The organism is Haloarcula onubensis (assembly GCF_031624605.1).
Taxonomy (GTDB): Archaea; Halobacteriota; Halobacteria; order Halobacteriales; family Haloarculaceae; genus Haloarcula; species Haloarcula onubensis.
In genome coordinates, this window is record NZ_JAMQOS010000001.1 from 565,940 (window position 1) to 592,900 (window position 26,961).

Genomic DNA, 26,961 nt, shown 5'->3' on the forward strand with positions numbered 1-26,961 from the left:
TTTGAGTACACACGTGTAAGGAATAGTCGGAAAGGGACCGAAATCCAAACTCGACTTTCGCGGCGCATCAGTGCCGTGCGTGTCGAGCGGGTGACCGGCCCGAACAAGGGACAGCAATGGCTAGACACGATTACGACCTCCCGGCGGACTACGAACAGCGAATCGCCGACGGGACGATGAGCGACTGGTACACGCAGGAACGCGCCAAACGGCAGGCACTGAAGCAGGACACGAACTTCGAGCGGGAGTTCCTGGGCCTGCGCGACAGTATCGAGCGACTGGTGACGGCCGCCAGCGAGACAGTGAAGATAGAGCGCTAGACTTCGAGTTCGGTCTGCCAGTCACGCACCTGGCTCGCGCTGACGCCCTGGACCTCGGCGGCGACCACGTCGGCGTCGGCCTCCCGCAGGTCGTCGAGCGAGTCCACGCCGGCCGCCGCCAGTTTCTCGGCGGTCGCGCCGCCGATACCGTTCAGGTCTTCCAGTTCCTCGACGGCGTTCCTGGCGCGGTACTCCTCGAAGTTACAGATGGGACAGCCCAGTTCCCACGGGTCGTCGCTGTCGGGGTCGACGACCAGTTCCGGGAGGTCGTGTTCCTCGCAGAACTCGTCGGTGACCTCGATGTCGCCGTTGCGGGGCAGAGGCAGCGAGTACTCGCAGTCGGGGTAGCGCGTACACCCCACCAGCCGGGAGCCCGAGCGGAGGTGCTTGATGGCGAGTTCGCCCCCGTCCGGTTCGTGGCAATCGGGGCAGGGGCCGATGACCTCGTCCTTGCTCTCGTCGGCCTTCTCGGCCTCGCAGCGGGGACAGCCGTGGACGAAGGTGTCCCGGCCGGCGAGCATCTTCACGTGGTGCATCTCGTGGTCCTCGCACTCTTCGTCTAACACGAGCGGTTCGCCGGTGGAGGGCAGCGGCAGGGTGTTCCGGCAGTCCGGGAAGCCGTCACAGCCGACGAAGTACGACCCCTGGCGGGAGCGCCGGACGAGCATCGCCTCGCCACAGGTGGGACAGGGACCGAGCGTCTTGTCCGCTTTCAGGGACTCCTGGAGATGTTCCCCTATCTCCTCGCGCGAATCTACCAGTTCGTCGAACACCTGCTGGAGCATCTCGCGGGACTCGTCGGTCACCTCGTCGAGCGTGGCCTCGCCGTTGGCGATGGCGGTCATGTCCGCCTCCAGTTGGGCGGTCATGTCGTCGCTGACGACGCGGTCGGCGAACTCCTCGGCGGCCTCGACGACGGCCATCGCGAGCGTCGTCGGCCGGGGCGGGTCGCCCTCGATGTAGCCGCGGTCGTACAGTTTCTCGATGGAGTTGTGGCGCGTGCTCTTTGTTCCCAACCCCCGGGACTCCATCGTCTCGATGAGCCGCGACTGGCCGTAGCGGCGGGGCGGCTGGGTCTGCTTGGCGTCGAGTCGCACGTCGCTCATGGCCAGCTGTTCGCCCTCCTCTACGTCGGGGACGTGGTTCTCGCTGGCGCTGGAGTAGGGGTAGACGGCGTGGTAGCCCGGTTCGACCAGGCGCTTGCCGTTGGCCTTCAGCGAGCGACCGGCGGCTTCGGCGACGACGCGCAGGCGCTCCCAGGTGGCGGCCTCGGCGACCGTCGCGAAGAAGCGGCGGACGACGAGTTCGTACACCTCCCACTCGTCCTCGGAGAGTTCGGCCTTGCGCGGAATCTCGCCGGTCGGGTGGATGGGCGGGTGGTCGGTGGTCTCCTCGTCGCCCTCCGTGGCGACGATGTCGTCCTGTTCGAGCAGCGACTCGGCGTCCGCGCCGAAGTCACCGTGGCCGACGAACTCGTCGAGCAGAGCGTCCTCCTCTAGGTCTTCGGGGTAGACGGTGTTGTCCGTGCGCGGGTAGGTCATGTAGCCCGCGGTGTACAGCTCCTCGGCGATGGACATCGCCCGCTGAGCGGAGTAGCCCAGCGAACTGGCCGCCGAGATGAACGCGGTGGTGTTGAAGGGCGTCGGCGGACTGTCGGTGCGGGTGCGTCGGCGGACGCTCGTGACCGTCGCGGCGTCGGCCTCGGCGAGGTCCGCGTAGGCCGCGTCGGCGGCGTCTTCGTCCCAGACGCGTTCGGCCTCGCTGCCGTCGTCGTCGTAGAAGTACTGGGCCTCGAAGGTCGAATCGTCCTTGGTGAGGTCGGCGAATATCTCCCAGTAGTCCTCCGGGTCGAACGCCTCGATTTCGCGTTCCCGGTCGACGATGAGCTTCAGCGTCGGCGACTGGACCCGCCCGACGGAGATGAAGTCGTCGCCGAGTTGGCGAGCCGACAGCGAGAGAAAGCGCGTCAGCGCGGCCCCCCAGACGAGGTCGATAATCTGTCGGGCCTCGCCGGCGGCCGCGAGGTCGAAGTCGATGTCGTCCTGGTCGGCGAAGGCCTCCCTGACCTCGCGCTCGGTGATAGAGGAAAAGCGCACCCGCGAGACGGGCACGTCGGTCACCTCGCGGATGAGTTCGTAGGCCTCCTTGCCTATCAACTCCCCCTCGCGGTCGTAGTCGGTCGCGATGATGGCGCTCTCGGCCGTGCGCGCTAACTGCTTGAGCGTCGTGACGATGTTCTCCTGGGTCGGTTCTTTCGTCACCTCGGCGTCGATGAGTTCCACCGGCTCGACGTCGCGCCAGTCGTTGTACTCGGGCGGGAAGTCGACGCCGACGACGTGACCCGACAGGCCGACGACGCGTTTGGTCCCCCAGCGGTAGACGTTGACCCCGTTGCGCCGCTCGGCCGAGGCGCTGCCCTCCGAGAGAATCTCGGCGATGCGGCGGGCGGCGTTGTCCTTCTCGGTGATAATCAGCTCCATCGGACACCACCTGACGTGCTCATTAGGCCCCGATACGCCCGGAGTCGTTCTAAAGACTTTCGGGGAATCGAGCGACAGCGCGGGCGTGACGGCGCACGCGGGCGCCCCCGCGTGTGCGAGAGCTAATTGAGCGGCTCCATCCGATGGGCTCTTGGGCTCCCGGGCTAATCTCCGGTATGGACAGCCGGACAGCCCGCATCCTGCGCGCGGTGGCCGCAGTGTTCGTCTTCGTGACGGCGGCGTACCACCTCTGGTGGGGGTTCCCCCGAAGCCTCGTCTACCTGGCCGCGTTCGGGACCGGCGTCCCGCCGGACCCCCGGCCGTTCCTCTTCGTCGCGCTCGGCGTCATCTTGCTCGCGGGCCCGTACCTCGTCAGCTTCGACGTGGTGAGCCTTCGGACCGCCTACGCCGGGGCCGCGCTCCTGCTCGTCGGCTCCATCGCCGCGTGGGTGTTCTGGCACGCCACCGGCCACGGGGCCTTCCTCGTCGACGGCTTCTCGGCGCCCGCGTCGGGCGGGGGCGGGCACCACCACGGCGACCAGAACACCGTCTTGCTCGTCCTCTCGCACTACAACACGGAGCCAATCGAGGCGGCCATCAAGACTGTCGAACTCGGAGCGGTCGCCATCTTCGCGACGCTGTTGCGGACGGACCCGGCGGTCACGAGCGTGGCAGAACCGGCAGCGAACGCGGACCAGACCGAGACGACCGAGACGTAGCCGCCGTCAGCCGTCCAGTTCCTCGCGAAGCAGTCCGTTCACTTCGCCGGGGTCCGCCGACCCGCCGGTCTTTTGCATCACCTGCCCGACGAGGAAGTTCAGCGCGCCGTCCTCGCCGTCGTAGTAGTCGGACACGGCGTCGGGGTTCTCCGCGATGGCCTCCTCGACGGCCCCTTGGACTTCGTCGCCGGAGGTCTTGCCCAGCCCCTCGCGCTCGACGACGGTGTCGGGGTCCTCGCCCGAATCGAGCATCTCTCTGAGGACGGTCTCGTGGGCGTTTTTGGCCGTAATCTCGTCCTCGTCGACGAGTTCCACGAGGCGAGACACTTCCTCGAAGCGGTCGTCGATGTCCGTGATGGACATGTCGCGGTAGTTCAACTCGCCCAGCAGGTTGTCGGCGACCCAGGTCGCGGCGAGGTCGGCGTCGAACTGCTCGGCGACGCTCTCGAAGAAGTCCGCGACCTGCTTCGTGCTCGTGAGTTTGGAGGCGGCCTCGTCGCTGAGGCCGTACTCCGCGACGAAGCGCTCGCGGCGGGCGTCCGGGAGTTCCGGAATCGGAATCTCGTCTTTCCAGCCGGCGACCTGCAGTGGCGGGATGTCGGCCTCCCGGAAGTAGCGGTAGTCTTTCTCCTCCTCTTTCGAGCGCATGGAGACGGTGTTGCCGTGGGTCTCGTTGAAGTGACGGGTCTCCTGTTCGACCGCCCGCCCCGACTGGACGAGCTTGCGCTGACGGGACTCCTCGAAGGCCAGGGCCTTCTCGGCGCCCTTGTGACTGGAGATGTTCTTGACCTCGGTGCGGTTGGCGTCTTCGAGTACCGCTTCGTCGATGTGGCCGTCCTCGGCGACCTCGTCGGCGTCGACCATCGAGAGGTTCGCGTCGATGCGCAGGCTCCCGTCGCGGGTCGCGTCGAACACCCCGAGGTACTCGAGCACTTCCTCCAGCTTTTCGAGGAAGGCCCGCACTTCACCGGGCGCTCGGAAGTCAGGCTCGGTGACGATCTCCATCAGCGGCGTCCCGGCGCGGTTGTAGTCGACCAGCGTGTAGTCGGCCCGCTCGATGGAGGTGGTCCGGGACTCCAGGGGGCCGCTGCCCTCGCGGACGTGCTTGATGGAACCGGGGTCTTCCTCCAGGTGAGCCCGGCGGATGTCGACCGACCGGCGGTCGCCCTCGACGCTGAATTCGAGTTCGCCGTCGGCACAGATGGGCGCGTCGTACTGCGTTATCTGGAAGTTCTTGGGCAGGTCGGGGTAGTAGTAGTTCTTCCGGTGGAACGTGGTCTCCTCGGGGATGTCGGCGTCGATGGCCTTCCCCACCTTGACGGCGGCCTCGACGGCCCCCTCGTTGACGACCGGCAAGGCACCGGGCAGCCCCAGACAGACCGGACAGGTGTTGGTGTTTGGCTCCTCGCTCGGCTCGGTCGAACAGCCACAGAATATCTTCGTCTCCGTCTCCAGCTGGACGTGGACCTCCAGCCCGATGACGGCCGCGAGTTCGCGGGACTCGGCGGCTTGTGCAGTCATTACCCGTCGTTCGGCGGCCGCTGGCTAAAGCGTAACGACCCCCGGTCAGGGTGGGTCGCCCGGCAGAAATATCTACCACAACTGATTAGTTACCAGACATGAGCTCGACTCAGTCAGTGCTCGACCACCACCTCGAAATGTTCGGCGAGGGCGACCTCGACGGCCTGATGAGCGACTACGCGGACGACGCCGTCTTCATCTCCGCGGACGGGACGCTGGAAGGCCGCGACGAGGTCCGGGCGATGTTCGCGGACCTCCTCGCGGAGTTCGACGACCCGTCCGTCTCGTTCTCGCTCGACGAACAGGTCGTCAGGGACGAGTACGCCTACATCGTCTGGCACGCCGAGACGCCCGAGAACGTCTACGAGTTCGCCTCGGACACCTTCGAGATTCGCGACGGCGAAATCGTCGCCCAGACGCTCGCCGCCGACGTCTCGCCGAAGGACTGACGCCGTCACTGCCCGGCGTGTCGGCCGTTCCATTCCTGACTCACCAGCCCCGCAGCGCCCCGCGTCGCTCCCCGCCCGAACGGCTCAGTCACACGAGAAACGCGCCCAGGCCCGGCCGGCCGCCGTCTTCCTCTCTACGTGTCACAAAATCCATGACAAAGCCCACACGCAATGATAGATTATCTATATTACACTTCCGGCGAAACTCCAGCGTGGCCCACCGCGCCGACTCCACCGACCGACGACATGTTCTCGTGTGGGTTCGCGATAGTTCGACGACCAGCCACACGATTCAGACAGACACCATGGAATCAGACCGACGCGACCGAACAGGGGAGGCGGGCGGGAAACAGACGACTGCAGGCGGCCCCGACGGGGCCGAGACACTGCGGACCGACGGCGGGCAGGGCGACGCCGACCTGCTGGCGAACACCTGGATGCACTCCGGCGGTACGACGCCGTTCCAGGGCGCCCACGGCCACCGGGAGTGGAGTCCGTGGCCCATCGCCCGACGGGCGGAGATGCTCAACGACGCCGGCTTCGACGCTATCGGACTCATCGCCCCCGACATCCAGCACATCCTCGACTTCGAGTTCGGGGCCGAAGACCGGACGCAGGGCCTCCAGCAACTCGACAGCGTCCTCCGGGAGAACGACATCGACTTCGTCGAACTGGAGTTTCTCACGGAGTGGGTGCTACCGTCGGACGACCCGCGGCGGCAGGAGGAGCAGGACGCCCGGGAGCTACTGCTCGAAGCGGCCGACGTTCTCGACGCGAACCACGTCAAAATCGGGAACCTCAACAGCTACCCGGTGGCTATGGAGGACCTCCAGCAGCGGTTCGCCCAGATTAGCGACGAGTTCGCGGAGACGGACACCGAGGTCGGCCTGGAGTTCTTCCCGGTGGACCCCAACGTCCAGACTGTCCCACAGGCGCTCGAAGCCACCGAACAGACGGACAACGGGGGGCTCTATCTGGACCTGTGGCACAACGTGAAACTGGACGTCGACTTCGACAACATCCGCTCGCTCTCCGGCGACGACATCGTGGCCGTGGAGTTCAACGACGGCTACGTGGACACGCGGATGTCGTTCCTCGAAGAGACCATCAACCTGCGCAAGCTCCCCGGCGAGGGCGAGTTCCCCATCGAGAGCTGGGTGAGCGCCGTCCGCGCCGGCGGGTTCGACGGGCCGTGGGGACTGGAGATACTCTCAGAGGAGTTCCGGCGCTTCGAGATGGCCGACGCGTACCCGCGGGCGTTCGAGGCAGGGGCGGAGTACGTGTAGCCGCCCGCGCCGTTCTCGCCGGCGACGCGGCCTCAGACGTACTCGTCGGCCGCGTCGAGACGCTCCGTGAGCGTGCCGAGAAAGCGGGCCGCGTCGGCACCGTCGACGACGCGGTGGTCGAAGCTCAGGTCGAGCGGGAGCCGACGGCGAAAGGCGACGCCGTCTTCTGCCCGGGTCGCTCGCTCCGTGACGCGACCGAGGCCGAGGATGGCGACTTCGGGCGGGTTGATGACGGGGTCGAACGAATCGACGCCGAGCGGGCCGAGATTCGAGACGGTGAACGTCCCGCCCCGGAACGTGCTCATCGTGTACTCGCCCGCTTTGACCCGCTCGGTCAACTGCCGGCGCTCGCTCGCGAGTTCGCCCAGCGACTTCGACCCCACGTCGGCGAGGACCGGCGTGACGAGGCCGTCCTCGATGGCCACCGCGACGCCGACGTTGTGCTCCTCGTACAGCACGTGGGTCCCGTCCTCGAACGTGGCGTTGAACGCCGGGTGGGCCTCGAGGGCGTCCGAGAGCGCACAGAGGAGGCCGTCGACCATCGAGGGGTTGCCCCCCTCCGCGGTCTCGTCGGCGTCGTCGACGGCGCGCAGTAGTGCCTCCGCGTCCACGGAGCGACTGAGCGTCACGTGGACCGCCTCCCGGTAGCTCTGCTCGAGCCGACCGGCGATGGTCTTGCGCATGGGGCTGAGAGCGCGCTCCTCGCGGACGGTCCGCGCCGCGGCCTCGTCGGTCACGCCGGGGTCACCCACGCGAGCGTGTCCCCGCGTTCGAACTCGTCGTCCTCGCCGCGGGCGATTTCGTCGAGTGTCCCGTCGGCGGGCGCGTAGACGTCGAGGCTCACCTTCTCTATCTGAATCTCACACAGACTCTCGCCCTCCGAGACGCCGGCGCCCTCCCGGGCGAACCAGTTGACGACGACGCCCTCGTCGCTGTCGGCGTCGTCCGGCCACTCCCCGACGGTCACCGCGACGCGGTCTGTATCCTCGCTCATCGGTCACTGGGTCCGCTGGACCGCCGCCTCGATGTCGTCGACGTCCGGGACGACCTCGTTCTCCAGCGGCCGCGAGTACGGAATCGGCACGTCCGGAATCGCGAGCCGCTCGACGCTGTCGAGGGCGGCGAGGTTCGACTCGGCGACCCTGGCGACGATTTCGCCGGTGACGCCGAACGAGCGGTAGTCCTCGTCGACGACGACGAGGCTCCCGGTCTTCTCGACGGAGTCGACGACGGTGTCGGTGTCGAGCGGGACCAGCGACCGCAGGTCGACGACCTCCGCGTCGACGCCGTCGTCGGCCAGGGACTCGGCCGCCTCCAGCGCCCGGTGGACGTGGAGCCCGAGGGTGACGACGGTCACGTCGTCGCCCTCCCGCTTGACGTCGGCGCTGCCGAAGGGGATGGTGTACTCCTCCTCGGGCACCGGCGTCTTCGGTCCCTCCGGCGCCGGGAGCCAGCCGATGCCCATCAGCCGCTTGTGGAACATGTACATCACCGGGTCGTCGTCCTGGACGGCGTTGTGCATGAGCCCCTTGGCGTCGTAGGCCGTCGAGGGGACGACGACTTTCAGGCCGGGGACGTGGGCGAAGGTGCCATACAGCGTCTGGGAGTGCTGGGCGGCGTCGTTGTAGGTGCCGCCGACGGCGGCCGTCAACACGAGCGGGACGCTCACGCTGGCGCCGCTCATGTAGGTGTTCTTGGCCATCTGGTTGTATATCTGGTCCATCGCGACGCCGAAGAAGTCGGCGAACATCAGTTCGGCGATGGGGCGCATCCCCGCCTGTGCGGCGCCGACGGCCGCCCCGAGGTAGGCCGTCTCGCTGATGGGGACGTCCATGATGCGGTCGTAGCCGAACTCGTCGAGGAGCCCCTGTGTCGAGTCGAAGATGCCGCCGTAGTCGGCCACGTCCTCGCCCATGTAGAACACCTCTTCGTTCTCGCGCATCTCGTGGGCGATGGCCTCGACCATCGCTCGGCTCATCGTCAGGTCGCGCTCGACGACCGTCGACCGCTCTTGCTGGGCCATCAGTCGTCACCCCCCGCGAGTTCGTACGCCGGTTCGGAATCTGTCACGCCGCTTGGCGGGTTGACGAACACGTCCTCGTACGCGTCGTCCGGGTCCGGTTCCGGCTGGTCTTTCGCAAAGTCGATGGCGTCCTCGACGCGCTGGTGGGCGTCGTCGCGCAGTTCCTCGATGGTCGCCTCGTCGACGTCGTGGGCCCGGAGCCGCGCTTCCAGCCGGTCGATGCTGTCCCGCGCGGCGGCCGCCTCCTGGTCTTCCTCGGGCCGGTAGCTCTCGGGGTCGCCCATAAAGTGGCCCATCCGGCGGTGGACCTGGACCTCCACGAGCGTCGGGCCGTTCCGGTCGCGGGCGCGGCCGATGGCCTCGCCGGCGGCGTCGTAGATTGCGACGGCGTCGTCGTGGTCGACACGGACGCCGGGCATGTCGAAGCCGTCGGCGCGTTGCGAGCCCGCTTCGACGTCGGTGACCCGCCCCTTGGGCATGCTGATGGCCCAGTCGTTGTCCTCGACGACGAAGACGACCGGCAGGTCGTGGACGGCCGCGAAGTTCAGCGACTCCAGGAACGCTCCCTGGTCGATGGCCCCCTCGCCGAGGTAAGCGACGGCCACGCTGTCGGAGTTGCGCTTCTTCGCGGCCAGCGCGGCCCCGGCCGCCGGCGGGCAGCCCTCGGCGATGATGCCGCTACACGCGAAGTTCACGTCGGGGTCGAACAGGTGCATATGTCCGCCCTTCCCCTTCCCGAGCCCGGTCTCGCGGCCGAATATCTCGGCGGTCATCCGCTCCAGGTCGACGCCCTTCGCGATAGCGACGTGGTGTGGCCGGTGGGGCGCCGTCACCGTGTCGTCGTCGCGGAGGTGCTGACAGACCCCGACGGCCGCTGCCTCGTGGCCGGCGGCGAGGTGCAACTCGCCGGGAATCTGCCCCGCCGAGATGTCGAACGCCGGCTGTTTCCCCTCCAGATACTCCTCCTGCAACCGCTCTTCGTAATGGCGGGCCGTCACCATGTCGACGTACATCTCCCGTAATTCGGTAACTGATACCATGGTAGCCCACTGAGACAGTTAGTTTGAATTACATATAACGGTAGGGGATGTGACCGGCTTTCCCCGCGCTCGCCGGCGAGGACTGCTTCGCGGCGCGTTCTGGCCGCGCCCGTCGCGGGAGTCGAGCAGTCCCCACCGGGGCAGGCCCGTGGTCGCGAGGGCGCCCCCCTCGTGGGCTCCTCGGCGGGCAGACGGCCGTCTCCGTTCCGCTCGGCGCTTCGAGACATATCAGCGACAATATCTATGTCTGACGTAAGTTTATCATGGTCGCGCGGGTGTTTTTGCCTATGTGCGGTAACCGCGTCGAGGAACTAGAAGAGCAGGTCCAGCAACTGCAGGCATCGGTCGAGGGGCTGACCGACGAGCTCGTCGAGTGCAAGGTTCGCATCCGCGAACTCGAGAACACCGTCGACGATGAGAGCGGGTTCAGTCGCTCGGCACCGGCCGACAGCGAGGCCACCGAGGCGGAGGCCGAAGTCGAGGCTGACGCGTCCGAGGAGTCGACCGAGAGCGAAATCCTGGTCCCGGAAGCCGGTACATCTAACACGGAGGCTCCCGAGGAGACTGACAACACGGCCGACACCGAGGCCGACGCCGAGTCGGAGACCGACGACGACGCCGGGTCCGACATCATCGTGGCCTAGACGGGCGGCCCCCTCACCGTATGCATATCAAAGAGCTCGTCCTGGACAACTTCAAGAGCTTCGGACGAAAGACCCGTATCCCGTTCTACGAGGACTTCACTACTATCTCGGGGCCGAACGGGTCGGGCAAGTCCAACATCATCGACGCCGTCCTCTTCGCGCTCGGTCTGGCTCGCACGTCGGGTATCCGCGCCGAGAAGCTGACCGACCTCATCTACAACCCGGGCCACGCCGACGAGGACGTCGAGTACAGCGGCGAGCGCGAGGCCAGCGTCGAGGTCATCCTCGCCAACGAGGACCGGACCGTCGACCGTGCCCAGGTGGTCAACGCCGCCGGCACCGAGGACGTCGGCGACGTCGACGAGATAGCCATCAAGCGCCGGGTCAAGGAGACCGAGGACAACTACTACTCCTACTACTACATCAACGGCCGCTCGGTCAACCTCTCTGACATCCAGGAGCTGCTGGCTCAGGCCGGCGTCACGCCGGAGGGGTACAACGTCGTCATGCAGGGCGACGTCACCGAGATTATCAACATGACCGCCGGCTCCCGGCGGGAGATTATCGACGAAATCGCGGGGGTAGCACAGTTCGACCAGAAGAAGGAAGACGCCTTCGAGGAACTGGAGGTCGTCCAGGAGCGCATCGACGAGGCCGAACTCCGCATCGAGGAGAAGCAAGAGCGACTGGACCAGCTCGAAGACGAGCGAGAGACGGCGCTGCAGTACCAGGACCTGCGCGAACAGAGAGAGGAGTACGAGGGCTACCGCAAGGCCGCCGAACTGGAGGACAAGCGTGCGGAACTCGCCGACACCGAAGCTGCCATCGACGACCTGGAGAGCGAACTCACCGAGCTCCAGGCGGAACTCGACAGCCGACAGGGCAAGGTCGTCCGACTGGAGGACGAGCTCCACGAACTGAACAACGAAATCGAGCGCAAGGGCGAGGACGAACAGCTCGCCATCAAACGCGACATCGAGGAGATAAAGGGCGACATCTCGCGTCTGGAGGACAAAATAGCGACCGCCGAGGAGGCCGTCGAGGCCGCCGAGAACGAGCGCCGCCAGGCGTTCGTCCAGATAGACCGCAAGCAGGAGGCCATCGACGACCTGGAGAGCGACATCCGGGAGACGAAAGTCGAGAAGTCGAGCGTCAAGGCCGACATCGCCGGCAAGGAGAGCGAACTCGCGGACGTGCAGTCCCGAATCGACGACATCGGCGAGGAGTTCGAGGAGATAAAGGACGAACTCGAAGCCAAGCGAGAGACGCTGGAACGGAAGAAGACCGAGCGCAACGACCTCCAGCGCGAGCAGGACCGCCTGCTCGACGAGGCCCGCCGGCGCTCCAACGAGGAAGACGAGAAGCGCGAGGCCATCGAGGAACTGGAGGCCGAGATTCCCGGCCTCGAAGCCGACATCGAGGACCTCGAATCGGAACTGGAGAAAGCGGAGAAGAACAAGGAAACCATCGGCGAGGTCGTCGACGACCTGCGGGCCGAGAAGCGGGAACTCCAGTCCGACCTCGACGCGCTGGAAGACGAGATAAGCGCCAAGCAACAGGAGTACGCCGAACTCGAAGCGAAGGCGGGCCAGGACGGCGACTCCTCGTACGGTCGCGCCGTGACGGCCATCCTCAACGCCGGCCGCGAGGGCGTCCACGGTACCGTCGGCCAACTGGGCGGCGTGGGCCCGGAGTACGCCACGGCCTGTGAGACCGCCGCCGGCGGCCGGCTCGCTCACGTCGTCGTCGACGACGACGGCGTCGGCCAGTCCTGCATCGAGTACCTGAAATCCCGCAACGCGGGCCGGGCGACTTTCCTGCCCATCACGCAGATGCAGGCCCGCTCGCTGCCCAGCCTGCCGAGCCACGACGGCGTCGTCGACTTCGCGTACAACCTCGTGGACTTCGACCCCGAGTACGCGGGCGTGTTCTCCTACGTCCTGGGCGATACGGTCATCGTCGACCGGATGGAGACCGCTCGGGACCTGATGGGCGACTACCGGATGGTCACGCTGGAGGGCGACTTAGTCGAGAAGAGCGGCGCGATGACCGGCGGCTCCTCCTCGGGCACCCGCTACTCCTTCTCGGGCGGGGCCGGCCAACTGGAGCGGGTCGCCACCCGGATTCAGGAACTCGAAGACGAGCGCGCCGACGTGCGTGAGGACCTGCGGGACGTGGAGGACCGCCTCGACGACGCCCGCGACCGCGAGTCCGACGCGACAGAGCAGGTCCGCGACATCGAGACGGGTATCGAACGCAAGGAGGCGGAACTGGAACAGACCCGCGAGCGCATCGACGACCTCGAGGCGGCCATCGAGGACATCGCCGCCGAGCGCGAAGACGTCGCCGACGAGATGGACGACCTGGAGGCCGACATCGAGGCGGCCAACGACGCCATCGCCGCCATCGAGAGCGACATCGCGGACCTGGAAGCAGAGGTCGCCGAGTCCGAACTGCCCGACCTGACCGACGAGCGCGAGGCCATCCGGGAGGAGATAGACGCGCTCGAAGACCGGAAAGGCGACCTCGACGCGGACCTCAACGAGTTGCAACTGGAGAAACAGTACGCCGAGGACGCCATCGAGGAGCTACACGACGACATCGAGACCGCCCAGAACCGCAAGGCAGAGAAGGAAGAGCTGATTGCGGACCTCGAGGAGCAGGGCGAGGCAAAACGCGAACTGAAGGCCGAGAAGGAACAGGAGGTCGAGGAGCTCGAGAGCGAGCTCTCCGAACTCAAGGGCGAGCGCGAGGACCTGCGCGAGGACCTCCAGACGGCCACGGAGGCCCGCGACGAACAGCAGGCGAAAGTCACCGACGTCGAGCGTGACCTCGACGACGAGCGCGAGGACCGCGAGCGCTTAGCGTGGGAGATAGACGAGCTCGAAGCGCAGGTCGGGGACTACGACCCCGAGGACGTCCCCGACCACGACACGGTCGAATCGGAAATCGAGCGCCTGACCGGCGAGATGGAGGCCCTGGAGCCGGTCAACATGCGCGCCATCGAGGAGTACGACCGCGTGGCCGACGACCTCGAAGAGCTAGAGGAGAAGATGGCGACGCTGGTCGAGGAGGCCGACGGTATCCGCGAGCGCATCGACACCTACGAAGCCAAGAAGAAAGCGACGTTCATGGACTCTTTCGACGAGATAAACGAGCAGTTCCAGGACATCTTCGAACGCCTCTCGAACGGGACGGGCCACCTCCACCTGGAGGACGAGGCCGACCCCTTCGAGGGCGGGCTGACGATGAAGGCCCAGCCCGGCGACAAGCCAATCCAGCGGCTCGCGGCGATGTCCGGCGGCGAGAAGTCCCTGACCGCGCTGGCCTTTATCTTCGCCATCCAGCGCCACAACCCCGCGCCGTTCTACGCGCTCGACGAGGTCGACGCCTTCCTCGACGCGAAAAACGCCGACCTCGTGGGCGAACTGGTCGACGAACTCGCCGGCGACGCCCAGTTCGTCGTCGTCTCGCACCGCTCGGCGCTGCTGGAACGCTCCGAACGGGCCATCGGCGTTATGATGCAGGGCGACAACGTCTCGGCCGTGACCGGCATCGACCTCTCCGGGGACGGCCCCGACGAGGAGGCCGTCGCGGACGACTGATACCCATGACAGACGACATCCCACTCGACATCACGGGCCACGAGGACCGCGAGGACCGCGACCACCGGGAGCGGTCCTCGGACGAGCGAGCGGGGAGGAACGACCCGCGAGCAGGGAGCGAACGACCCGGCGACCAGTCCGACGTGGACCTGCTCACCGGCGACGCGGGCGTCGACGACGGGGCAGCGGTTACTCCCACGCCTGCGGGCGAGGACGGCCACACCCCGGATACGGAGGACGGAGACGACGCTCCCGAACCCGTCGAAGTCCTCGTCCAGCTGGCCGACGACGGCGAGATAGACCCGTGGGACATCGACGTGGTGCAGGTCACGGACAAGTTCCTCGACGCCATCGACGGGAGCGACCTGCGCACGTCCGGGCGAGCGCTCTTCTATGCCTCCGTGCTGGTGCGGATGAAAAGCGACGCGATGCTGGGCACCGACGAGCCCGAGGACGAACAGGTCGAGCCCTGGGAGCAGGCGATGTCCGGCGACGCCCCCATCGACGAGCCCGACCCCTTCGCGGCCCTGGAGTCCGAGATGGACCGCCGGCTGGAACGGCGCCGCGCCCGCGGGATGCCCCAGACCCTGGACGAACTCGTGCGCGACCTGCGGGAGGCCGAGCGGGACAACTGGTGGAAAGAGTCCCGCGAGTACGACACCAGCGGCTCCCCCAAGGGGTTCCAGCGGGGCACCCAGGAACTGGACTACCGGGGTGGCGACGACATGCGACTGGACGACGAGCCCTCCGCCGCCGACGTGACCGGCACCGCTCACGGCGAGCAGATAGACGAGATAATCGAGGACGTGTACGCCGCGGTCCGCGAGCAGTACGACAAGGGCCGCGAGGAGGTACTCTACCGCGAGGTCGAGGGCGCCGGCGGCTCCCGGGTCGAGACGTTCCTCGGCCTGCTCTTTCTGGCTCACCGCGGCCGGGTCCTCCTCCAGCAGGACGACCTCTTTGGCGACCTCTGGATTCAGGACCCCAACGCCGCCACCGGTTCCGAGGAAGCGGTCGCGGATTGACCGCTCCGCCTCGCATTGTGTGGTGGCTGTCCGCAGTCGTGGACTCTCGGTCGGGCGGTCCACGGAGCCGGCAGACGGCGTCGAGGCACCCGTACCCAACTAGCCGGTAAACAGGTTCAAACCGCTCGACGCCGTACATGTCGATGATGGGTCAGGAGTCGGGTCAGTCGCCGCCGGGCCCCGAACACCTCGCCGACGTCTTCAGCGTTCGCGACATCGACCTCGCGGAGGGCGACGTCCGGTACTACGGCGAGCCAGTGACCGACGCCGCACAGGTCCTCCGGCAGGTCGGGCCGACGTTCCGAAAGCGGGGGTATCGCGTGCGGATGCAGACCGACGCCGACGAGCACGTCCTGGTGGCGAGCGAGCGCTCGCTGGGCGTCGACGGCGTCCCGTGGCTCAACGTCGTCCTCGCGCTGGCGACGCTGCTCTCGACGCTGTACGCGGGGACGCGGTGGTACGGGCTCTCGGTGGCCGACGACCCCGCCGTCATCTGGCGGGCGTGGCCCTTCGCCGCGGCGGTGCTCGGCATCCTCGCGGTCCACGAGTTCGGCCACTACGCCCTCTCCCGGTACCACGAGGTCCAGGCCAGTTTACCTTACTTCATCCCGCTGCCGTTCAACGTCATCGGGACGCTGGGCGCGGTCATCAGGATGCAGGACAACATCCCGGACCGGCGGGCGCTGTTCGACATCGGCGTCGCCGGGCCGCTGGCCGGGCTGGTCGCGACGGTCGCCGTCACGGCCGTCGGGGTCACGCTCGACCCGATATACGTCGCCGGCGGTCTCATCACCAGAATCGAACTGGGCTACCCGCCGCTCATACAGGGTATCGCCGCACTGCTGGGCGAGCCGCTGGTCTACAGCGACCCGAACCTGCTGCCCAACCCCGTCGTCATCGGCGGCTGGGTCGGCGCCTTCGTCACCTTCCTCAACCTCATCCCCGTCGGGCAACTGGACGGCGCCCACATCAGCAGGTCGCTGGTGGGCGAGCGCATGGACGCGGTCCAGTTCGTCGTGCCCGTCCTCCTCTTCGGTCTGGCCGCCTACCTGTTCGCCTTCGAGGGGGGCCGGGGCGCGCCGCTGTGGGGTTTCTGGGGGCTTATCGCACTGGTCTTCTCGCGTGCGGGCACGGCGACGCCGCTGGCGGAGACGCCGCTGGGGCCACGACGGCGGACGCTCGGTATCCTGACGCTCGTGCTGGGCGCGCTCTGTTTCGTCCCGGTGCCAATCGTCGTCGCCATCTGACGACCGCGGCGTGGCCCCCGCTCTATATCCCGTAGGGGTCGTACTCCGGTCGGCTGTCTCCCGTCGGGTCGATACCGTAGCGGTCGTAGAACTCGTCGCGGAGCGCCTCGCCGGCCGCGCCGAAGAAGACGGCGGTGCCGTAGGGCCGCGAGTAGCGGTCGGTGTCCGGTGGGTCCGGGTCGAGAAAGAGCGCGTCGGTCACCGGTTCGCCCCCGGACGACAGTGTGCCGAGGCGGTCCTCCATCGGGACCAGCCCGGTGAGGACACTGGGAACGAACGCGCCGCCGGGAAGCGGCGCCCGTGGCTGGACGGCCACCTCGGCGACCGGGTCGCCCGCCCACCGCAGCGCGGTCGTCGACGGGCGCTCCTGTCCCTCGGTCCACAGGTCCGCGGCGACCGTCGGCGGGTCGGCGTCGACGGCGAAGGCCATCCGCACCCCGCCGACGCGCTCGACGGACTGGACGGACCACGCCTCGTCGGGGTCGTCGGGGTCGCCGCCCAGCGTCGCCTCGACGAGGTCGCCGGTCCGGAGCGCGTCGATGTCGTCCTGCCGGTCGCCGTAGCCCGACTGGTAGGCCGTGTACAGCCGCGTGGCCTCGGTGTCGAACAGATTGATGTGTGGCACCGACTCGACGACGCGGTACACCCGGAACCGACCCGCGTGTGTCTCCATGCCCCACCGCAGGGCCTCGGGAGTGAAGACTCCGCGGGTCGGGGGAAACAAAGAGATAGGTGGAGCCACTACCCGACCGTATGAGCCAGTCCACGGGGATGCCGGAACCGGACGCCGACGAACTACAGGCCGCCGTCGAACGGCTCCTCGATGAGACGGTCGACCGCGAGGAGTCGCTGGACGTCGCCGTCGAGGACCTCGAAGTGGACATCCCGATTTACTTCGGCGAGGGCTCCCCGCGGGCGACGTGGCGGTTCAACGGCGACGTCACCGTCACATTCGACGGGATTCGCGGCCCCCTGCGGGAGTGGTTCGACCTCCACGACGAACAGCCGGGGTCAGCCGAGGAGTGATGCTCTAAGCGGTACGCTGCTGGTGCTCCTGTGGCGAGCAGGCCGTCACGATCACGCAGATAGGACTACGTGTCGGCGTGTGCTATGTTCGCACTAGCCATGACACCATCGAAAATCCGCGAACGGCTGGCGGAATCCGGCGACCGCGTCGACGTCGAGCAGTTCGTCGCCGCGCTGGAGTACGTGCGTGACGACGGCCGACGCCGTCGGCCCCTCCGCCGAGAGCTGATGGGCCGGCGATAGCGGCGTCTCAGGCGTCGGTAAGCCGCCAGCCGCCGTCGTCGACCGCCGCCACGTCCCGGCGGACCATCTCGGCCATGACCTCCTCGAGGCGGTCCGGCTGTGCGATTTCGAGCGCGGTCGGCGTGACCTGGTGGTGGCTGTGGAGCAGTCGACGGACGTCGTCGGTCGAGTGTACCCGCTGGTCGCTTTTCGCCATGACGCCGGCGACGAGTTCGACCATGTCCTCGATGAAGTTCCACGGGTAGACGACCCACGTCCACTCCTCGAGCCGTTCGCCGACGAAGTCCGGTTCGTGCTCGCTGGTGTCGAGCAACTGCAGCGTCGCGGTCCGCACGCCCGCCGGGTCCCGCGTCGTGACCCGGTCGGCCGCCGTCTGGATAGACTGGCCGGTGTCGGCGATGTCGTCCACGATGAGCACGTCCTTGTCGGCGACGGCTCCCTCGGCCAGGGGGTAGCGGACTTCGGGGTCGCCACTCGCCTGTGCGGTGCCGACGTAGTGCTCGATTTTCAGACTGGCCAGGTCGTCGAGCCCCAGGAAGTCACAGAGACAGCGGCCGGCGAACCATCCACCGCGGGCCAGTGCGACGACGACGTCGGGGTCGAACTCGTCGGCCCGGACCTCGTCGGCGACGTCCCGACAGCGGTCGTAGATGTACTCCCAGTTGGTTATCGTACACGGAAACTCGTCCGGTAGCTCACCCATGGTAGATGGCTCGGGCGGGCGAACTTAACGGTTTCAAAGCACCCGTGGGGGCGCGGTCGGGCAACAGTTATCCGGCGGGTCCCACAACAGGGGGCCATGGACACACGGGACGTGTTGCTGGTCGACGCCTTCGCCGCGGAGCCGATGGCGGGGACCCCTGCCGGGGTGGTGCTGGACGCCGACGGACTGACCGACGGCCAGCTGGCTGCCGTCGCGGGGGAACTGGGCGCGAGCGCGACGGCGTTCGTCTGCGAGAGCGGCCGGGCCGACCACCGGCTGCGGTTTTTCGGCCCGGCGGGCGAACTCGACCGGAGCGACCACGCGGCCGTCGCCGCCTACGCGGTCCTGGCCGAGCGGGACGGGCTGGCGGCGGGCGAGTACGCGATGGAGAGCGTCGGCCCGACCCGAGACGTGGAGGTACAGGCGGACGGGACGGTGTGGCTCGAACAGGGCGAGGCCCGTATCGAGGCGGTCGACCTCGACCACGAGGCGGTCGCGGACGCGCTGGGCATCGACGTGGCGACGTTGCGGGACGTGGGCGCGGACCTCCCGCTGGCCGTCGCGGACACGAGCCAGCCGTGGCTGCTGGTGCCGGTCAACTACTTCGAACACGTCAGCCGTATCGACCCCGACCTGCCGGCTATCGACGCCCTCTGTGACCGCGTCGACGCCGTCGGGCTGTACGCCTTCACGTTCGACACCATCGGCGGCGCGGCGACGCTGCACGGCCGTGGCTTCGCGCCGTCGCGCGGTGTCGGGGAGGTACCGGTCAGCGCCACGGCGGCGGGCGCCTGCGCGGCCTACGTCCGCCGCGAGGGAGCGCTCGACGACACCATCGACCAGGTCGTCGTCGAGGGGGGCCACTTTCGGGACCGGCCCGGGACGGTCCGGGTCGACACCGACGGGCTGGAGGCGTGGGTCGGCGGGCGAGCGGTGACGACGCTCGACGGCGCCGTCACCGTCCCGGAGGCCGACGACGACGACGACATCATCGAGGTGTAGGCGCCACCGGTGTCGGGACGTAGGCTCCGGCTACCGAGCGGAAGACCGCAACGAACTTAATGGACGTTCATGAAAGACAAGACGAGTCCATGCACACACTGTGGCTCGCGGATATCGGTGCCGACGACCTCGACCGGGTCGGCGGCAAGGCAGCGTCCCTGGGAGAACTTGCGGGTGCGGGGCTGCCCGTCCCGTCGGCGTTCGTGGTGACTGCCGGGACGTATCGGTCGTTCATCGAGGGAACCGGCATCGACGAGGCGCTGTTCGAGGCCGTCGACGTCGAGAGTGACGACTCGGCGGCGCTGGCGGAAGCGGCCGAGCGCGCCCAGGAGCTGATTCGTGACACGGAGGTCCCGGCCGAGGTACGCGAGGACGTCCTCGCGGCGTACGACGAACTCGGTGACGGCGCCGTCGCGGTCCGCTCCTCGGCGACGGCCGAAGACCTCCCCGACGCCTCCTTTGCCGGCCAGCAGGACACCTATCTGAACGTCGAGCGGACGGACCTGCTCGACCGGGTCAAGGACTGCTGGGCGTCGCTGTTCACCCAGCGGGCCATCTACTACCGCAACGAGCAGGGCTTCGCCCACGACGCCGTCGACATCGCCGTGGTCGTCCAGGAGATGGTCGACGCCGAGAAGTCCGGCGTCCTCTTTACCAGCCACCCATCGACGGGGGCGTCGACGGCCATCGTCGAGGCCGCCTGGGGGCTGGGCGAGGCCGTCGTCTCCGGCACCGTCTCCCCCGACAACTACGTCCTCGACCGCGAGAGCGGCGAGCTGACGGACGTGACCGTCGCCGAGAAGCGGGTGATGTGCGTCCGCGGCGAGGACGGCCGGACCGTCGAGCGGTCGGTTCCCGACGAGAAACGCGACGCGCAGGTGCTCGACGACGCGGAACTGGGTCGGCTGGTCGAACTCGGCGAACTCGTCGAGGACCACTACGACTGCCCACAGGACGTGGAGTGGGCCATGCGCGACGGGGAGCTGTACCTGCTGCAGTCCCGCCCCATCACGACCATCGACGACGCCGTGGACGGCGGGGCCGAGACGGCGTCGGCAGACGGCGGCGCGATGGAGAGCCAGACCGACGATATCCGGCTCTCGGGTATCGGGTCCAGCCCCGGCAAGGTGGCCGGCACGGTGCGTGTGGTCGACAAACTCGACAACCTCGACAAGGTCGAGTCCGGCGACGTCATCGTCACGGAGATGACCACGCCCGACATGGTGCCGGCGATGCAGCGCGCGGCGGGCATCGTCACCGACCAGGGCGGGATGACGAGCCACGCGGCCATCGTCTCGCGCGAACTGGGCGTCCCGGCCGTGGTCGGTACCGACGACGCCACCGACCGGCTCCGGGACGGCCAGCCGGTGACCATCGACGGCGACATGGGCACCGTCCAGGTCGGCGACGATGAGCCGACGGAGAGCGACGAGGCCCCGGCTGACGGGGCGGCGACAGACACCGCAGCCCCGGCAGCGGACGATGCCGCCGCGCCGACGGACTCCCAGCACTCGCCGGTCAAGCCGATGACCGGTACCGAGGTGAAGGTCAACGTCTCCATCCCGGCGGCGGCCGAGCGGGCCGCCGCCACCGGCGCCGACGGCGTCGGGCTGTTGCGCATCGAGCACATGATACTCTCGACGGACAAGACGCCCACGCGGTACGTCGAGGACCACGGCGAGCGTGCCTACGTCGACGAAATCGTCGACGGCGTCCGGCACGTGGCCGAGGCCTTCTACCCCCGACCGGTGCGAGTCCGAACCCTCGATGCCCCCTCCGACGAGTTCCGACAGCTCCAGGGCGGCGAGGACGAGCCGGCCGAACACAACCCGATGCTGGGCTACCGGGGCATCCGGCGGTCGCTGGACCGGCCCGACGAGTTCGAACTCGAACTGCGCGCGTTCGCCCGGCTGTACGAACTGGGCTACGACAACGTCGAACTGATGCTCCCGCTCGTCACGGACGCCGAGGACGTGTTGCGGGCGAAGACGATGATGCAGGAGGCGGGTATCGACCCGGAGAAACGGGACTGGGGCGTGATGGTCGAGACGCCCGCCAGCGCCCTGGGTATCGAACAGCTGTGTGAGACGGGTATCGACTTCGCCTCCTTCGGCACGAACGACCTCACCCAGTACACCTTGGCCGTCGACCGCAACAACAACAACGTCGCGGGCCGCTTCGAGGAGCTTCACCCCGCCGTGCTGGACCTGATGGCCCGTGTCATCGGGACCTGCCGCGAGCACGGCGTGGCGACGAGCATCTGCGGGCAGGCGGCCTCGAAGCCCGAGATGGTGCAGTTCCTCGTCGACGAGGGCGTCAGCTCCATCTCGGCGAACATCGACGCCGTCCGCGACGTGCAACACGAGGTCAAACGGGTCGAACAGCGACTGCTGCTGGAATCGGTGCGGTAACCCCAATATTTTGGGCCCCTGCTTTCATACCACTGTGCGTGATATAGAACCACACGATGGTACGTGTCGGTGATGTCGCGCCGGACTTCACGCTCAGAGGGACCGACGGGCAGTTGCTCTCGCAGTACTCCCTGTCGGACTACGCCGACGAGGGATACGTCATCCTCTCGTTCTACATGAACGACTTCTCGCCCGTCTGTTCGGACCAGGTGTGTGACCTGGACGACATCGACCTCTTTCAGTTCGAGGAGAACGTGTCCATGTTCGGCATCTCCCCGGACTACGTCTACTCCCACCGGGAGTACAGCCGCCAGAAGGGGCTCACGTTCCCGTTGCTGTCGGACACGAAGTTCGAGGTCTCGAAAGACTACGGCGTCTACGACGCCGAGCAGGAGTCCGGTGTGCGACGGGCGCTCTTTCTGGTCGACAGCGACCGCCGGGTGCAGTATCGCTGGGTCGCCGAGGACAACTGGGAGAGGTGGGACCACGGGACGACCGAGGCGCTGAAAGACCGCCTCGACCAGCTTCGGGCCTGACTACGGCTCGGGAGCGACCCCGGCGTCGCGCATGTACTCGTCGAACGTCTCCGCCAGCGCCGCCGCGAACGCCTCGTCGTTTATCTCCTCCTCGCGCTCGACGAGTTCGACGTCGTCGTCGAGCCCCTCCCGAAGCGCGTCGAACAGCGCCCCGTCGGCCTCGGGGTCGTGGAAGTCCTCGCCCGCGACGTCGAGCATGGAGACGCCGCCCAGCGGGAGGACCATCGCCGTCGGCCCCGTCGCGTCGTTGAGCTTCCCGGCGATAATCTCGCCGAGTTCGGCGTTCTCCTCCGGCGTCGTCCGCATCAGCGTCACCTGCGGGTTGTGGACGTGGAAGTGGCGGTCAGCGAACTCTTCGGGCACGGAGTCCCGGGGGCCGAAGTTCACCATGTCGAGTGCGCCGGTCGAGACGACCTGCGGAATCCCCGCCTCGCCGGCCGCCTCCAGTCGGTCGGGGCCGGCGCTCAGGACGCCGCCGACGAGTTCGTCGGCCCACTCGGTCGTGGTCACGTCCAGCACCCCGTCGACGAGTCCCTCCTCGACGAGCGACTCCATCGCCCGGCCGCCGGTGCCGGTCGCGTGGAAGACGATGGTCTCGTACCCCCGGTCTTCGAGGAGTTCGCGGGCGTGCTGGACGCAGGGCGTCGTGACGCCGAACATCGTGATGGCCACCGTCGGCCGGTCTGGCACCTCGACGTCGGGTTCGTTCGCGACCATCCCGACCGTCGCCAGCGCGGCGTTGCTGATGACTCGCCGGGAGAGCTGGTTCAGCCCCTCGATGTCGGCGACCGAGTACAGCATCGCGATGTCCCGGGCGCCGACGTAGGGCTCCGTGTCGCCCGAGGCCATCGTCGACACCATGAACTTGGGGACGCCGACCGGCAGCGCGCGCATCGCCGTCGTCGCGATGGAGGTGTTGCCCGACCCGCCCAGGCCCAGCACGCCGTCGAGGACGCCCTCCTCGCGCAGGCGCTCGGCCACCGCGGCCGCGCCGTCGCCCATCGCCTCCATCGCCTCCCCGCGGTCGCCGCTCTCGCGGAGGGATTCGAGCGTCGTCCCGCCAGCCTCGGCCACCTCGGCGGCGGTCGTGTCGGGTTCGATTTCCGGGTCGTCCATCACGCCCACGTCGACGAGGTGGGTGTCGACGCCCTGGGACTCGACGACCGACCGGGCGAACGCTATCTCCTCGCCTTTCGTGTCGAGCGTCCCGATGATGACGACGGCCATCTCAGAAATCTATCTCCTTGAACTCGCGGGCCTGGTTCTGGATTGCCTCCTCCGTGGGGAGCCGTTCGATGCTGGACGCGCCGAAGAAGCCGACGACGCCCTCCGTGTTGTTGAGGACGTACTCGGCGTCGTCCGGCCAGGCGATGGGGCCGCCGTGACAGATGACCATGACGTCGTCGTTGACCTCCTTCGCCGCGTCGTGGTGGGCCTGGACGCGCTCGGCCGCCGTCTCCAGGTCCAGTGCCGTCTCGGCGCCGATGTCGCCGGAGGTGGTCAGCCCCATGTGCGAGACGACGACGTCGGCGCCGGCCTCGGCCATCTGACGGGCCTGCTCCTCGGAGAAGACGTACGGACAGGTGAGCATGTCCTGCTCGGCGGCCTCCCGAATCATCTCGACTTCCTTGTCGTAGCCCATCCCCGTCTCCTCCAGGTTCTGCCGGAAGGAGCTGTCGTCGTCGATGAGCCCGACCGTCGGGAAGTTCTGCACCCCGGAGAAGCCGCGGCGCTTGAGGTCCTCGATGAACACGTCCATCTGGCGGAACGGGTCCGTCCCGTTGACGCCCGCCAGCACGGGCGTGTCCTCGACGACCGGGATGACCTCGTGGCCCATCTCCACGACGATTTCGTTGGCGTCGCCGTAGGGTAGCAGGCCCGCGAGCGACCCCCGACCGTTCATCCGGTAGCGCCCGGAGTTGTAGATGATGAGCAGGTCCACGCCGCCCCGCTCGGCGAACTTCGCCGAGATACCCGTCCCCGCGCCGGCGCCGACGACCGGGTCGCCGTCCGATACCGTCTCCCTGAGCCGCTGGAGTGACTCCTCGTGTGTGAACTCCATGTTTCGATGTACCGATGCTCCACCCTTGAGTTTTGGGTGAACGATAGTTATATATTGACGTAAACATCTTCGCCGCGTCCGGTTGACACTCTCTGAACCGACGACAGGTTTTTCAGCCGCACTTCTCTCCCTCTGCTATGTCACCACCGTCCGAACCCGACCCCAAGAGCATCAGTCGCGGGGTGTCGTACATCCCCTTCGGCATCCCCGGCCTCGACGGGAACGTCCGCGGCATCCCGACCGGGAGTTCGGTCCTGCTGGCCGGCGCCTCGGACGCCGGCGGCGACGCCTTCACCTACACCAGCCTGGCGACGCTGATGCTCGCGAAACATCGGCCCGACCTCGTCCCCGGCCACGTCGCCCGCCGGAGCGACGCGATTCCCGACTCCGTGACGTACGTCACGCTCTCACACGACCGGGAGCACGTCTACAGCGAACTCGACGCGGTGCTCGACGGCTACCAGTTCGAGGCGCTGACCGAACACATGACCGTGGCGGACTTCTCACAGCGGTTCATGGAACTGTTGCCGGTGCCGCCGGCACTGTTCGACGCCCGCCGGACCGACAGCGATATCGAAGCGCCCGCGGACGACCAGCCGGAGTCGGCCGAACCGGACGACGAGACGTTCCGGGACCTGCTCGACGACATCGCCGAGCGCATCACCGAGGACACGGACGACATCGTGGTCGTCGACTCGCTGACCGACCTCGACCGGGCCCAGGACTACGGCCTCTCGAAGGGCCGCATCGTCGCCTTCCTCGTCGGCCTGCGCGAGGCCGTCGTCAACTGGGGCAACGTCGCCTTCGTCAAACTCGACCGCCGCGCGGGCGAGGTCCGACGGGACGACCGCATCCACGGCCTGCTCCACGGCGCCGTCTACTTCTACTCCAACGACAAGGGGTTCGAGACCTACCGGACGATGCGCGTCGGCTCCTTCGGCGGCGCGCTCGACACCGAGCGCCAGACCGTCTTCGAGTCGCTGGTCGGCCCGACGGGGTTCCGGGCGAAGGCCACGAAGAAAATCGGGCCGTCGAACTGGTGAGCGAGCGGTCGCACCTGACGGGGTCGTCCCGTGGTCCTCGGCCTTTTCTTGATGGGAATCCAACACGAAGTATGGCCCCGACGATAGCGGTGAGCGAGGAGCTACTCGAACAGATAGACGGCCACCTCGGCGAGGGTGAGAGCCGGGAAGAGTTCATCGCGGAACTCCTCCACTACTACGAGTCCCAGGGGACGGCGCTGTGGGAGGGCTACGGGGGGCCGCCGTAGCGACGCCCGGCGAGCGGGACGGCGCTCCGGGGACGCGGTTCCGTCGAACTGGTAAGAACACAACGGCTAAACGGATAGACCACGACGTTCCCGACAGGATGCTTCAGCGGGCCGAGCCACAGGATTTCGAACGGGTCCTCTCCTCGATGTGTACCGTCCCACACCCGGTGGCTCGCCGAGCGGCCGAGCGGTTTCTGGCGACGAACCCCGGCGACCCCGGGACCTACGAGACCGTCGCCGACCTGGAACGCGAGGCCGTCGACGCGCTGGGCGAGTTGACCGGCCTCACGGAGCCCGCGGGCTACGTCGCCTCCGGCGGGACGGAGGCCAACATCCAGGCGCTGCGTATCGCCCGCAATCGGGCCGACACCGACGACCCGAACGTCGTCGCGCCGGTCCACGCCCACTTCTCCTTTACCAAGGCGGCGGACGTGCTGGACCTCGAACTCCGGACCGCGCCCGCCCGGAACTACCGCGTCGACACCGACGCCGTGGCCGAACTGGTAGACGACGACACCGTCTGCGTGGTCGGCGTCGCCGGCTCGACGGAGTACGGCTTCGTCGACCCGATTCCCGCCATCGCCGACCTCGCCGCCGAGGTCGACGCGCTCTGTCACGTCGACGCCGCCTGGGGCGGGTTCTACCTGCCTTTCACCGACTACGACTGGCACTTCGGCCACGCCGACGTGGACACGATGACCATCGACCCCCACAAGGTCGGCCAGGCCGCGGTGCCCGCGGGCGGCTTGCTCGCCCGCGACGACGGGCTGCTGGACGAACTCGCCGTCGAGACGCCCTATCTGGAGTCGACGAGTCAGCTCACGCTCACCGGCACGCGGTCGGGCGCCGGCGTCGCGAGCGCCGTCGCCGCGATGGACGAACTCTGGCCCGCGGGCTACCGCGAGCAGTACGACCGCTCGATGCAAAACGCCGAGTGGCTGGCCGACCAGTTGCGCGCCCGGGGCCACGACGTCGTCGGGCCGGAACTCCCGCTCGTGGCCGCCGACCTCTCGGTGCCGATGACCGACGAACTCCGCGAGCGGGGCTGGCGGGTCTCCAAGACCGGCGCCGGCGAGATGCGGGTGGTCTGTATGCCACACGTGACGCGGTCGATGCTGCGGTCGTTCGTGGCCGACCTGGACTGGTACTAGCATCCGGCGGCGACGCCGCCGGTTTTCTCACGCACGGTCTTCGAGGAGTGGTCGCGAAGCGACCCGACGACGAAAACGGTGCTGGCACACGTGCCACGGTCGATGCTGCGGTCGTTCGTGGCCGACCTGGACTGGCACCGAAGTTCGTGGCGGTCGAGACGGGGGCTGAACGGCGAAATATTTCGTTTCGCACCCGAA

Annotated in this window: 26 protein-coding genes; 16 read left to right on the forward strand and 10 right to left on the reverse strand. The window is 67.8% G+C overall.

Going from position 1 to position 26,961, the window contains the following annotated elements:
- Nucleotides 1-116: 116 nt before the first annotated feature.
- On the forward strand, nucleotides 117-320 hold the full coding sequence (locus NDI86_RS02930; protein ID WP_310898896.1) for a hypothetical protein: 204 nt from the start codon (nucleotides 117-119) through the stop codon (nucleotides 318-320).
- Here the strand turns inward: NDI86_RS02930 and NDI86_RS02935 are convergent.
- Nucleotides 317-2,800 carry a DNA topoisomerase I gene (locus NDI86_RS02935; RefSeq protein ID WP_310898897.1) on the reverse strand — a complete coding sequence of 828 codons (2,484 nt, stop codon included), beginning with the start codon at nucleotides 2,798-2,800 and terminating at the stop codon, nucleotides 317-319. The two genes, NDI86_RS02930 and NDI86_RS02935, sit on opposite strands and share 4 nt — an antisense overlap.
- 176 nt (nucleotides 2,801-2,976) lie before the next feature.
- On the opposite strand from NDI86_RS02935, the gene NDI86_RS02940 reads away from it, so the two are divergent.
- On the forward strand, nucleotides 2,977-3,519 hold the full coding sequence (locus NDI86_RS02940) for a hypothetical protein (RefSeq protein ID WP_310898898.1): 543 nt from the start codon (nucleotides 2,977-2,979) through the stop codon (nucleotides 3,517-3,519).
- Between the two features lie 6 nt (nucleotides 3,520-3,525).
- Here the strand turns inward: NDI86_RS02940 and gatB are convergent, their stop codons facing one another.
- Nucleotides 3,526-5,040 (reverse strand): Asp-tRNA(Asn)/Glu-tRNA(Gln) amidotransferase subunit GatB, encoded by a 1,515-nt coding sequence (gene gatB, locus NDI86_RS02945; protein WP_310898899.1) that lies wholly within the window; start codon nucleotides 5,038-5,040, stop codon nucleotides 3,526-3,528.
- Between the two features lie 98 nt (nucleotides 5,041-5,138).
- Here gatB and NDI86_RS02950 point away from each other — a divergent pair, with 98 nt between their 5' ends.
- Together NDI86_RS02950 and NDI86_RS02955 are read left to right on the forward strand one after the other, a co-directional pair.
- Nucleotides 5,139-5,489 carry a nuclear transport factor 2 family protein gene (locus NDI86_RS02950; RefSeq protein ID WP_310898900.1) on the forward strand — a complete coding sequence of 117 codons (351 nt, stop codon included), beginning with the start codon at nucleotides 5,139-5,141 and terminating at the stop codon, nucleotides 5,487-5,489.
- Nucleotides 5,490-5,794: 305 nt separating this feature from the next.
- Nucleotides 5,795-6,775 carry a sugar phosphate isomerase/epimerase family protein gene (locus NDI86_RS02955; protein WP_310898901.1) on the forward strand — a complete coding sequence of 327 codons (981 nt, stop codon included), beginning with the start codon at nucleotides 5,795-5,797 and terminating at the stop codon, nucleotides 6,773-6,775.
- Between the two features lie 32 nt (nucleotides 6,776-6,807).
- Here NDI86_RS02955 and NDI86_RS02960 read toward each other — a convergent pair whose 3' ends face one another.
- The 4 genes from NDI86_RS02960 to NDI86_RS02975 are packed head-to-tail and all read right to left on the reverse strand — an operon-like array spanning nucleotide 6,808 to nucleotide 9,811.
- Complete coding sequence (locus NDI86_RS02960) at nucleotides 6,808-7,527, reverse strand: 2-oxo acid dehydrogenase subunit E2 (RefSeq protein WP_310898902.1); 720 nt, start codon at nucleotides 7,525-7,527, stop codon at nucleotides 6,808-6,810.
- The gene (locus NDI86_RS02965) at nucleotides 7,509-7,769 is read right to left on the reverse strand and encodes a lipoyl domain-containing protein (RefSeq protein ID WP_310898903.1); all 261 of its coding nucleotides are present in this window, start codon (nucleotides 7,767-7,769) and stop codon (nucleotides 7,509-7,511) included. Before NDI86_RS02965 ends, NDI86_RS02960 begins: the two co-directional genes overlap by 19 nt.
- Nucleotides 7,770-7,772: 3 nt before the next feature.
- Complete coding sequence (locus tag NDI86_RS02970; protein ID WP_310898904.1) at nucleotides 7,773-8,798, reverse strand: alpha-ketoacid dehydrogenase subunit beta; 1,026 nt, start codon at nucleotides 8,796-8,798, stop codon at nucleotides 7,773-7,775.
- Complete coding sequence (locus tag NDI86_RS02975; RefSeq protein WP_417936246.1) at nucleotides 8,798-9,811, reverse strand: thiamine pyrophosphate-dependent dehydrogenase E1 component subunit alpha; 1,014 nt, start codon at nucleotides 9,809-9,811, stop codon at nucleotides 8,798-8,800. Before NDI86_RS02975 ends, NDI86_RS02970 begins: the two co-directional genes overlap by 1 nt.
- Before the next feature lie 314 nt (nucleotides 9,812-10,125).
- Between NDI86_RS02975 and NDI86_RS02980 the strand changes: the two genes are divergently transcribed.
- The 4 genes from NDI86_RS02980 (at nucleotide 10,126) to NDI86_RS02995 (ending at nucleotide 16,359) form a co-directional block, all read left to right on the forward strand.
- Complete coding sequence (locus tag NDI86_RS02980; protein WP_310898906.1) at nucleotides 10,126-10,482, forward strand: DUF7518 family protein; 357 nt, start codon at nucleotides 10,126-10,128, stop codon at nucleotides 10,480-10,482.
- A 20-nt stretch (nucleotides 10,483-10,502) separates the two neighbouring features.
- Nucleotides 10,503-14,087 carry a chromosome segregation protein SMC gene (gene smc / locus NDI86_RS02985; protein ID WP_310898907.1) on the forward strand — a complete coding sequence of 1,195 codons (3,585 nt, stop codon included), beginning with the start codon at nucleotides 10,503-10,505 and terminating at the stop codon, nucleotides 14,085-14,087.
- A gap of 5 nt (nucleotides 14,088-14,092) precedes the next feature.
- A complete protein-coding gene (locus NDI86_RS02990; protein WP_310898908.1) occupies nucleotides 14,093-15,112 on the forward strand; it encodes a ScpA family protein in 1,020 nt (339 codons plus the stop codon).
- A 143-nt stretch (nucleotides 15,113-15,255) separates the two neighbouring features.
- The gene (locus tag NDI86_RS02995) at nucleotides 15,256-16,359 is read left to right on the forward strand and encodes a site-2 protease family protein (protein WP_310898909.1); all 1,104 of its coding nucleotides are present in this window, start codon (nucleotides 15,256-15,258) and stop codon (nucleotides 16,357-16,359) included.
- Between the two features lie 22 nt (nucleotides 16,360-16,381).
- Here the strand turns inward: NDI86_RS02995 and NDI86_RS03000 are convergent, their stop codons facing one another.
- Nucleotides 16,382-17,032, reverse strand: coding sequence for a hypothetical protein (locus NDI86_RS03000; protein WP_310898910.1), 651 nt, complete (start codon nucleotides 17,030-17,032; stop codon nucleotides 16,382-16,384).
- An 80-nt stretch (nucleotides 17,033-17,112) separates the two neighbouring features.
- Here NDI86_RS03000 and NDI86_RS03005 point away from each other — a divergent pair, with 80 nt between their 5' ends.
- Together NDI86_RS03005 and NDI86_RS03010 are read left to right on the forward strand one after the other, a co-directional pair.
- The gene (locus NDI86_RS03005) at nucleotides 17,113-17,385 is read left to right on the forward strand and encodes a hypothetical protein (protein ID WP_310898911.1); all 273 of its coding nucleotides are present in this window, start codon (nucleotides 17,113-17,115) and stop codon (nucleotides 17,383-17,385) included.
- A 99-nt stretch (nucleotides 17,386-17,484) separates the two neighbouring features.
- Nucleotides 17,485-17,628, forward strand: coding sequence for a hypothetical protein (locus tag NDI86_RS03010; protein ID WP_310898912.1), 144 nt, complete (start codon nucleotides 17,485-17,487; stop codon nucleotides 17,626-17,628).
- Between the two features lie 7 nt (nucleotides 17,629-17,635).
- On the opposite strand, the gene NDI86_RS03015 is transcribed toward NDI86_RS03010, so the two are convergent.
- Nucleotides 17,636-18,331 (reverse strand): phosphoribosyltransferase, encoded by a 696-nt coding sequence (locus NDI86_RS03015; protein ID WP_310898913.1) that lies wholly within the window; start codon nucleotides 18,329-18,331, stop codon nucleotides 17,636-17,638.
- A gap of 96 nt (nucleotides 18,332-18,427) precedes the next feature.
- Between NDI86_RS03015 and NDI86_RS03020 the strand changes: the two genes are divergently transcribed.
- The 3 genes from NDI86_RS03020 (at nucleotide 18,428) to NDI86_RS03030 (ending at nucleotide 22,280) form a co-directional block, all read left to right on the forward strand.
- Nucleotides 18,428-19,333: a PhzF family phenazine biosynthesis protein gene (locus NDI86_RS03020; protein WP_310898914.1), complete on the forward strand. Its 906-nt coding sequence runs from the start codon at nucleotides 18,428-18,430 to the stop codon at nucleotides 19,331-19,333.
- An 89-nt stretch (nucleotides 19,334-19,422) separates the two neighbouring features.
- The gene (ppsA, locus tag NDI86_RS03025) at nucleotides 19,423-21,744 is read left to right on the forward strand and encodes a phosphoenolpyruvate synthase (protein WP_310898915.1); all 2,322 of its coding nucleotides are present in this window, start codon (nucleotides 19,423-19,425) and stop codon (nucleotides 21,742-21,744) included.
- 56 nt (nucleotides 21,745-21,800) lie between these two features.
- Nucleotides 21,801-22,280, forward strand: a complete 480-nt coding sequence (locus tag NDI86_RS03030; RefSeq protein ID WP_310898916.1) for a redoxin domain-containing protein — start codon at nucleotides 21,801-21,803, stop codon at nucleotides 22,278-22,280.
- On the opposite strand, the gene NDI86_RS03035 is transcribed toward NDI86_RS03030, so the two are convergent.
- Both NDI86_RS03035 and NDI86_RS03040 read right to left on the reverse strand, forming a co-directional pair.
- Nucleotides 22,281-23,507 (reverse strand): Tm-1-like ATP-binding domain-containing protein, encoded by a 1,227-nt coding sequence (locus NDI86_RS03035; RefSeq protein WP_310898917.1) that lies wholly within the window; start codon nucleotides 23,505-23,507, stop codon nucleotides 22,281-22,283.
- Nucleotide 23,508: 1 nt separating this feature from the next.
- Nucleotides 23,509-24,342 (reverse strand): phosphoenolpyruvate hydrolase family protein, encoded by an 834-nt coding sequence (locus tag NDI86_RS03040; protein ID WP_310898918.1) that lies wholly within the window; start codon nucleotides 24,340-24,342, stop codon nucleotides 23,509-23,511.
- Nucleotides 24,343-24,479: 137 nt separating this feature from the next.
- Between NDI86_RS03040 and NDI86_RS03045 the strand changes: the two genes are divergently transcribed.
- The 3 genes from NDI86_RS03045 (at nucleotide 24,480) to mfnA (ending at nucleotide 26,763) form a co-directional block, all read left to right on the forward strand.
- Nucleotides 24,480-25,385: an RAD55 family ATPase gene (locus tag NDI86_RS03045; RefSeq protein WP_310898919.1), complete on the forward strand. Its 906-nt coding sequence runs from the start codon at nucleotides 24,480-24,482 to the stop codon at nucleotides 25,383-25,385.
- Between the two features lie 71 nt (nucleotides 25,386-25,456).
- Nucleotides 25,457-25,612 (forward strand): DUF7557 family protein, encoded by a 156-nt coding sequence (locus NDI86_RS03050; RefSeq protein WP_310898920.1) that lies wholly within the window; start codon nucleotides 25,457-25,459, stop codon nucleotides 25,610-25,612.
- A 98-nt stretch (nucleotides 25,613-25,710) separates the two neighbouring features.
- Nucleotides 25,711-26,763 carry a tyrosine decarboxylase MfnA gene (gene mfnA / locus NDI86_RS03055; RefSeq protein ID WP_310898921.1) on the forward strand — a complete coding sequence of 351 codons (1,053 nt, stop codon included), beginning with the start codon at nucleotides 25,711-25,713 and terminating at the stop codon, nucleotides 26,761-26,763.
- Nucleotides 26,764-26,961: the final 198 nt, after the last annotated feature.

Excerpts from the sequence above, each read along its gene's own strand:
- NDI86_RS02980 (WP_310898906.1), top strand. The coding sequence starts at position 10,126 with ATGTGCGGTAACCGCGTCGAGGAACTAGAAGAGCAGGTCCAGCAACTG.
- NDI86_RS03015 (WP_310898913.1), bottom strand. The coding sequence starts at position 18,331 with ATGGGTGAGCTACCGGACGAGTTTCCGTGTACGATAACCAACTGGGAG.
- mfnA (WP_310898921.1), top strand. The coding sequence starts at position 25,711 with ATGCTTCAGCGGGCCGAGCCACAGGATTTCGAACGGGTCCTCTCCTCG.
- NDI86_RS02930 (WP_310898896.1), top strand. The coding sequence starts at position 117 with ATGGCTAGACACGATTACGACCTCCCGGCGGACTACGAACAGCGAATC.
- NDI86_RS02950 (WP_310898900.1), top strand. The coding sequence starts at position 5,139 with ATGAGCTCGACTCAGTCAGTGCTCGACCACCACCTCGAAATGTTCGGC.
- NDI86_RS03030 (WP_310898916.1), top strand. The coding sequence starts at position 21,801 with ATGGTACGTGTCGGTGATGTCGCGCCGGACTTCACGCTCAGAGGGACC.
- ppsA (WP_310898915.1), top strand. The coding sequence starts at position 19,423 with ATGCACACACTGTGGCTCGCGGATATCGGTGCCGACGACCTCGACCGG.
- NDI86_RS03020 (WP_310898914.1), top strand. The coding sequence starts at position 18,428 with ATGGACACACGGGACGTGTTGCTGGTCGACGCCTTCGCCGCGGAGCCG.
- NDI86_RS03010 (WP_310898912.1), top strand. The coding sequence starts at position 17,485 with ATGACACCATCGAAAATCCGCGAACGGCTGGCGGAATCCGGCGACCGC.
- NDI86_RS02935 (WP_310898897.1), bottom strand. The coding sequence starts at position 2,800 with ATGGAGCTGATTATCACCGAGAAGGACAACGCCGCCCGCCGCATCGCC.
- NDI86_RS03040 (WP_310898918.1), bottom strand. The coding sequence starts at position 24,342 with ATGGAGTTCACACACGAGGAGTCACTCCAGCGGCTCAGGGAGACGGTA.
- NDI86_RS03000 (WP_310898910.1), bottom strand. The coding sequence starts at position 17,032 with ATGGAGACACACGCGGGTCGGTTCCGGGTGTACCGCGTCGTCGAGTCG.
- NDI86_RS02940 (WP_310898898.1), top strand. The coding sequence starts at position 2,977 with ATGGACAGCCGGACAGCCCGCATCCTGCGCGCGGTGGCCGCAGTGTTC.
- NDI86_RS02965 (WP_310898903.1), bottom strand. The coding sequence starts at position 7,769 with ATGAGCGAGGATACAGACCGCGTCGCGGTGACCGTCGGGGAGTGGCCG.
- NDI86_RS02955 (WP_310898901.1), top strand. The coding sequence starts at position 5,795 with ATGGAATCAGACCGACGCGACCGAACAGGGGAGGCGGGCGGGAAACAG.
- NDI86_RS03045 (WP_310898919.1), top strand. The coding sequence starts at position 24,480 with ATGTCACCACCGTCCGAACCCGACCCCAAGAGCATCAGTCGCGGGGTG.
- gatB (WP_310898899.1), bottom strand. The coding sequence starts at position 5,040 with ATGACTGCACAAGCCGCCGAGTCCCGCGAACTCGCGGCCGTCATCGGG.
- NDI86_RS02970 (WP_310898904.1), bottom strand. The coding sequence starts at position 8,798 with ATGGCCCAGCAAGAGCGGTCGACGGTCGTCGAGCGCGACCTGACGATG.
- NDI86_RS02975 (WP_417936246.1), bottom strand. The coding sequence starts at position 9,811 with ATGTACGTCGACATGGTGACGGCCCGCCATTACGAAGAGCGGTTGCAG.
- smc (WP_310898907.1), top strand. The coding sequence starts at position 10,503 with ATGCATATCAAAGAGCTCGTCCTGGACAACTTCAAGAGCTTCGGACGA.
- NDI86_RS02995 (WP_310898909.1), top strand. The coding sequence starts at position 15,256 with ATGATGGGTCAGGAGTCGGGTCAGTCGCCGCCGGGCCCCGAACACCTC.
- NDI86_RS03035 (WP_310898917.1), bottom strand. The coding sequence starts at position 23,507 with ATGGCCGTCGTCATCATCGGGACGCTCGACACGAAAGGCGAGGAGATA.
- NDI86_RS03005 (WP_310898911.1), top strand. The coding sequence starts at position 17,113 with ATGAGCCAGTCCACGGGGATGCCGGAACCGGACGCCGACGAACTACAG.
- NDI86_RS03050 (WP_310898920.1), top strand. The coding sequence starts at position 25,457 with ATGGCCCCGACGATAGCGGTGAGCGAGGAGCTACTCGAACAGATAGAC.
- NDI86_RS02990 (WP_310898908.1), top strand. The coding sequence starts at position 14,093 with ATGACAGACGACATCCCACTCGACATCACGGGCCACGAGGACCGCGAG.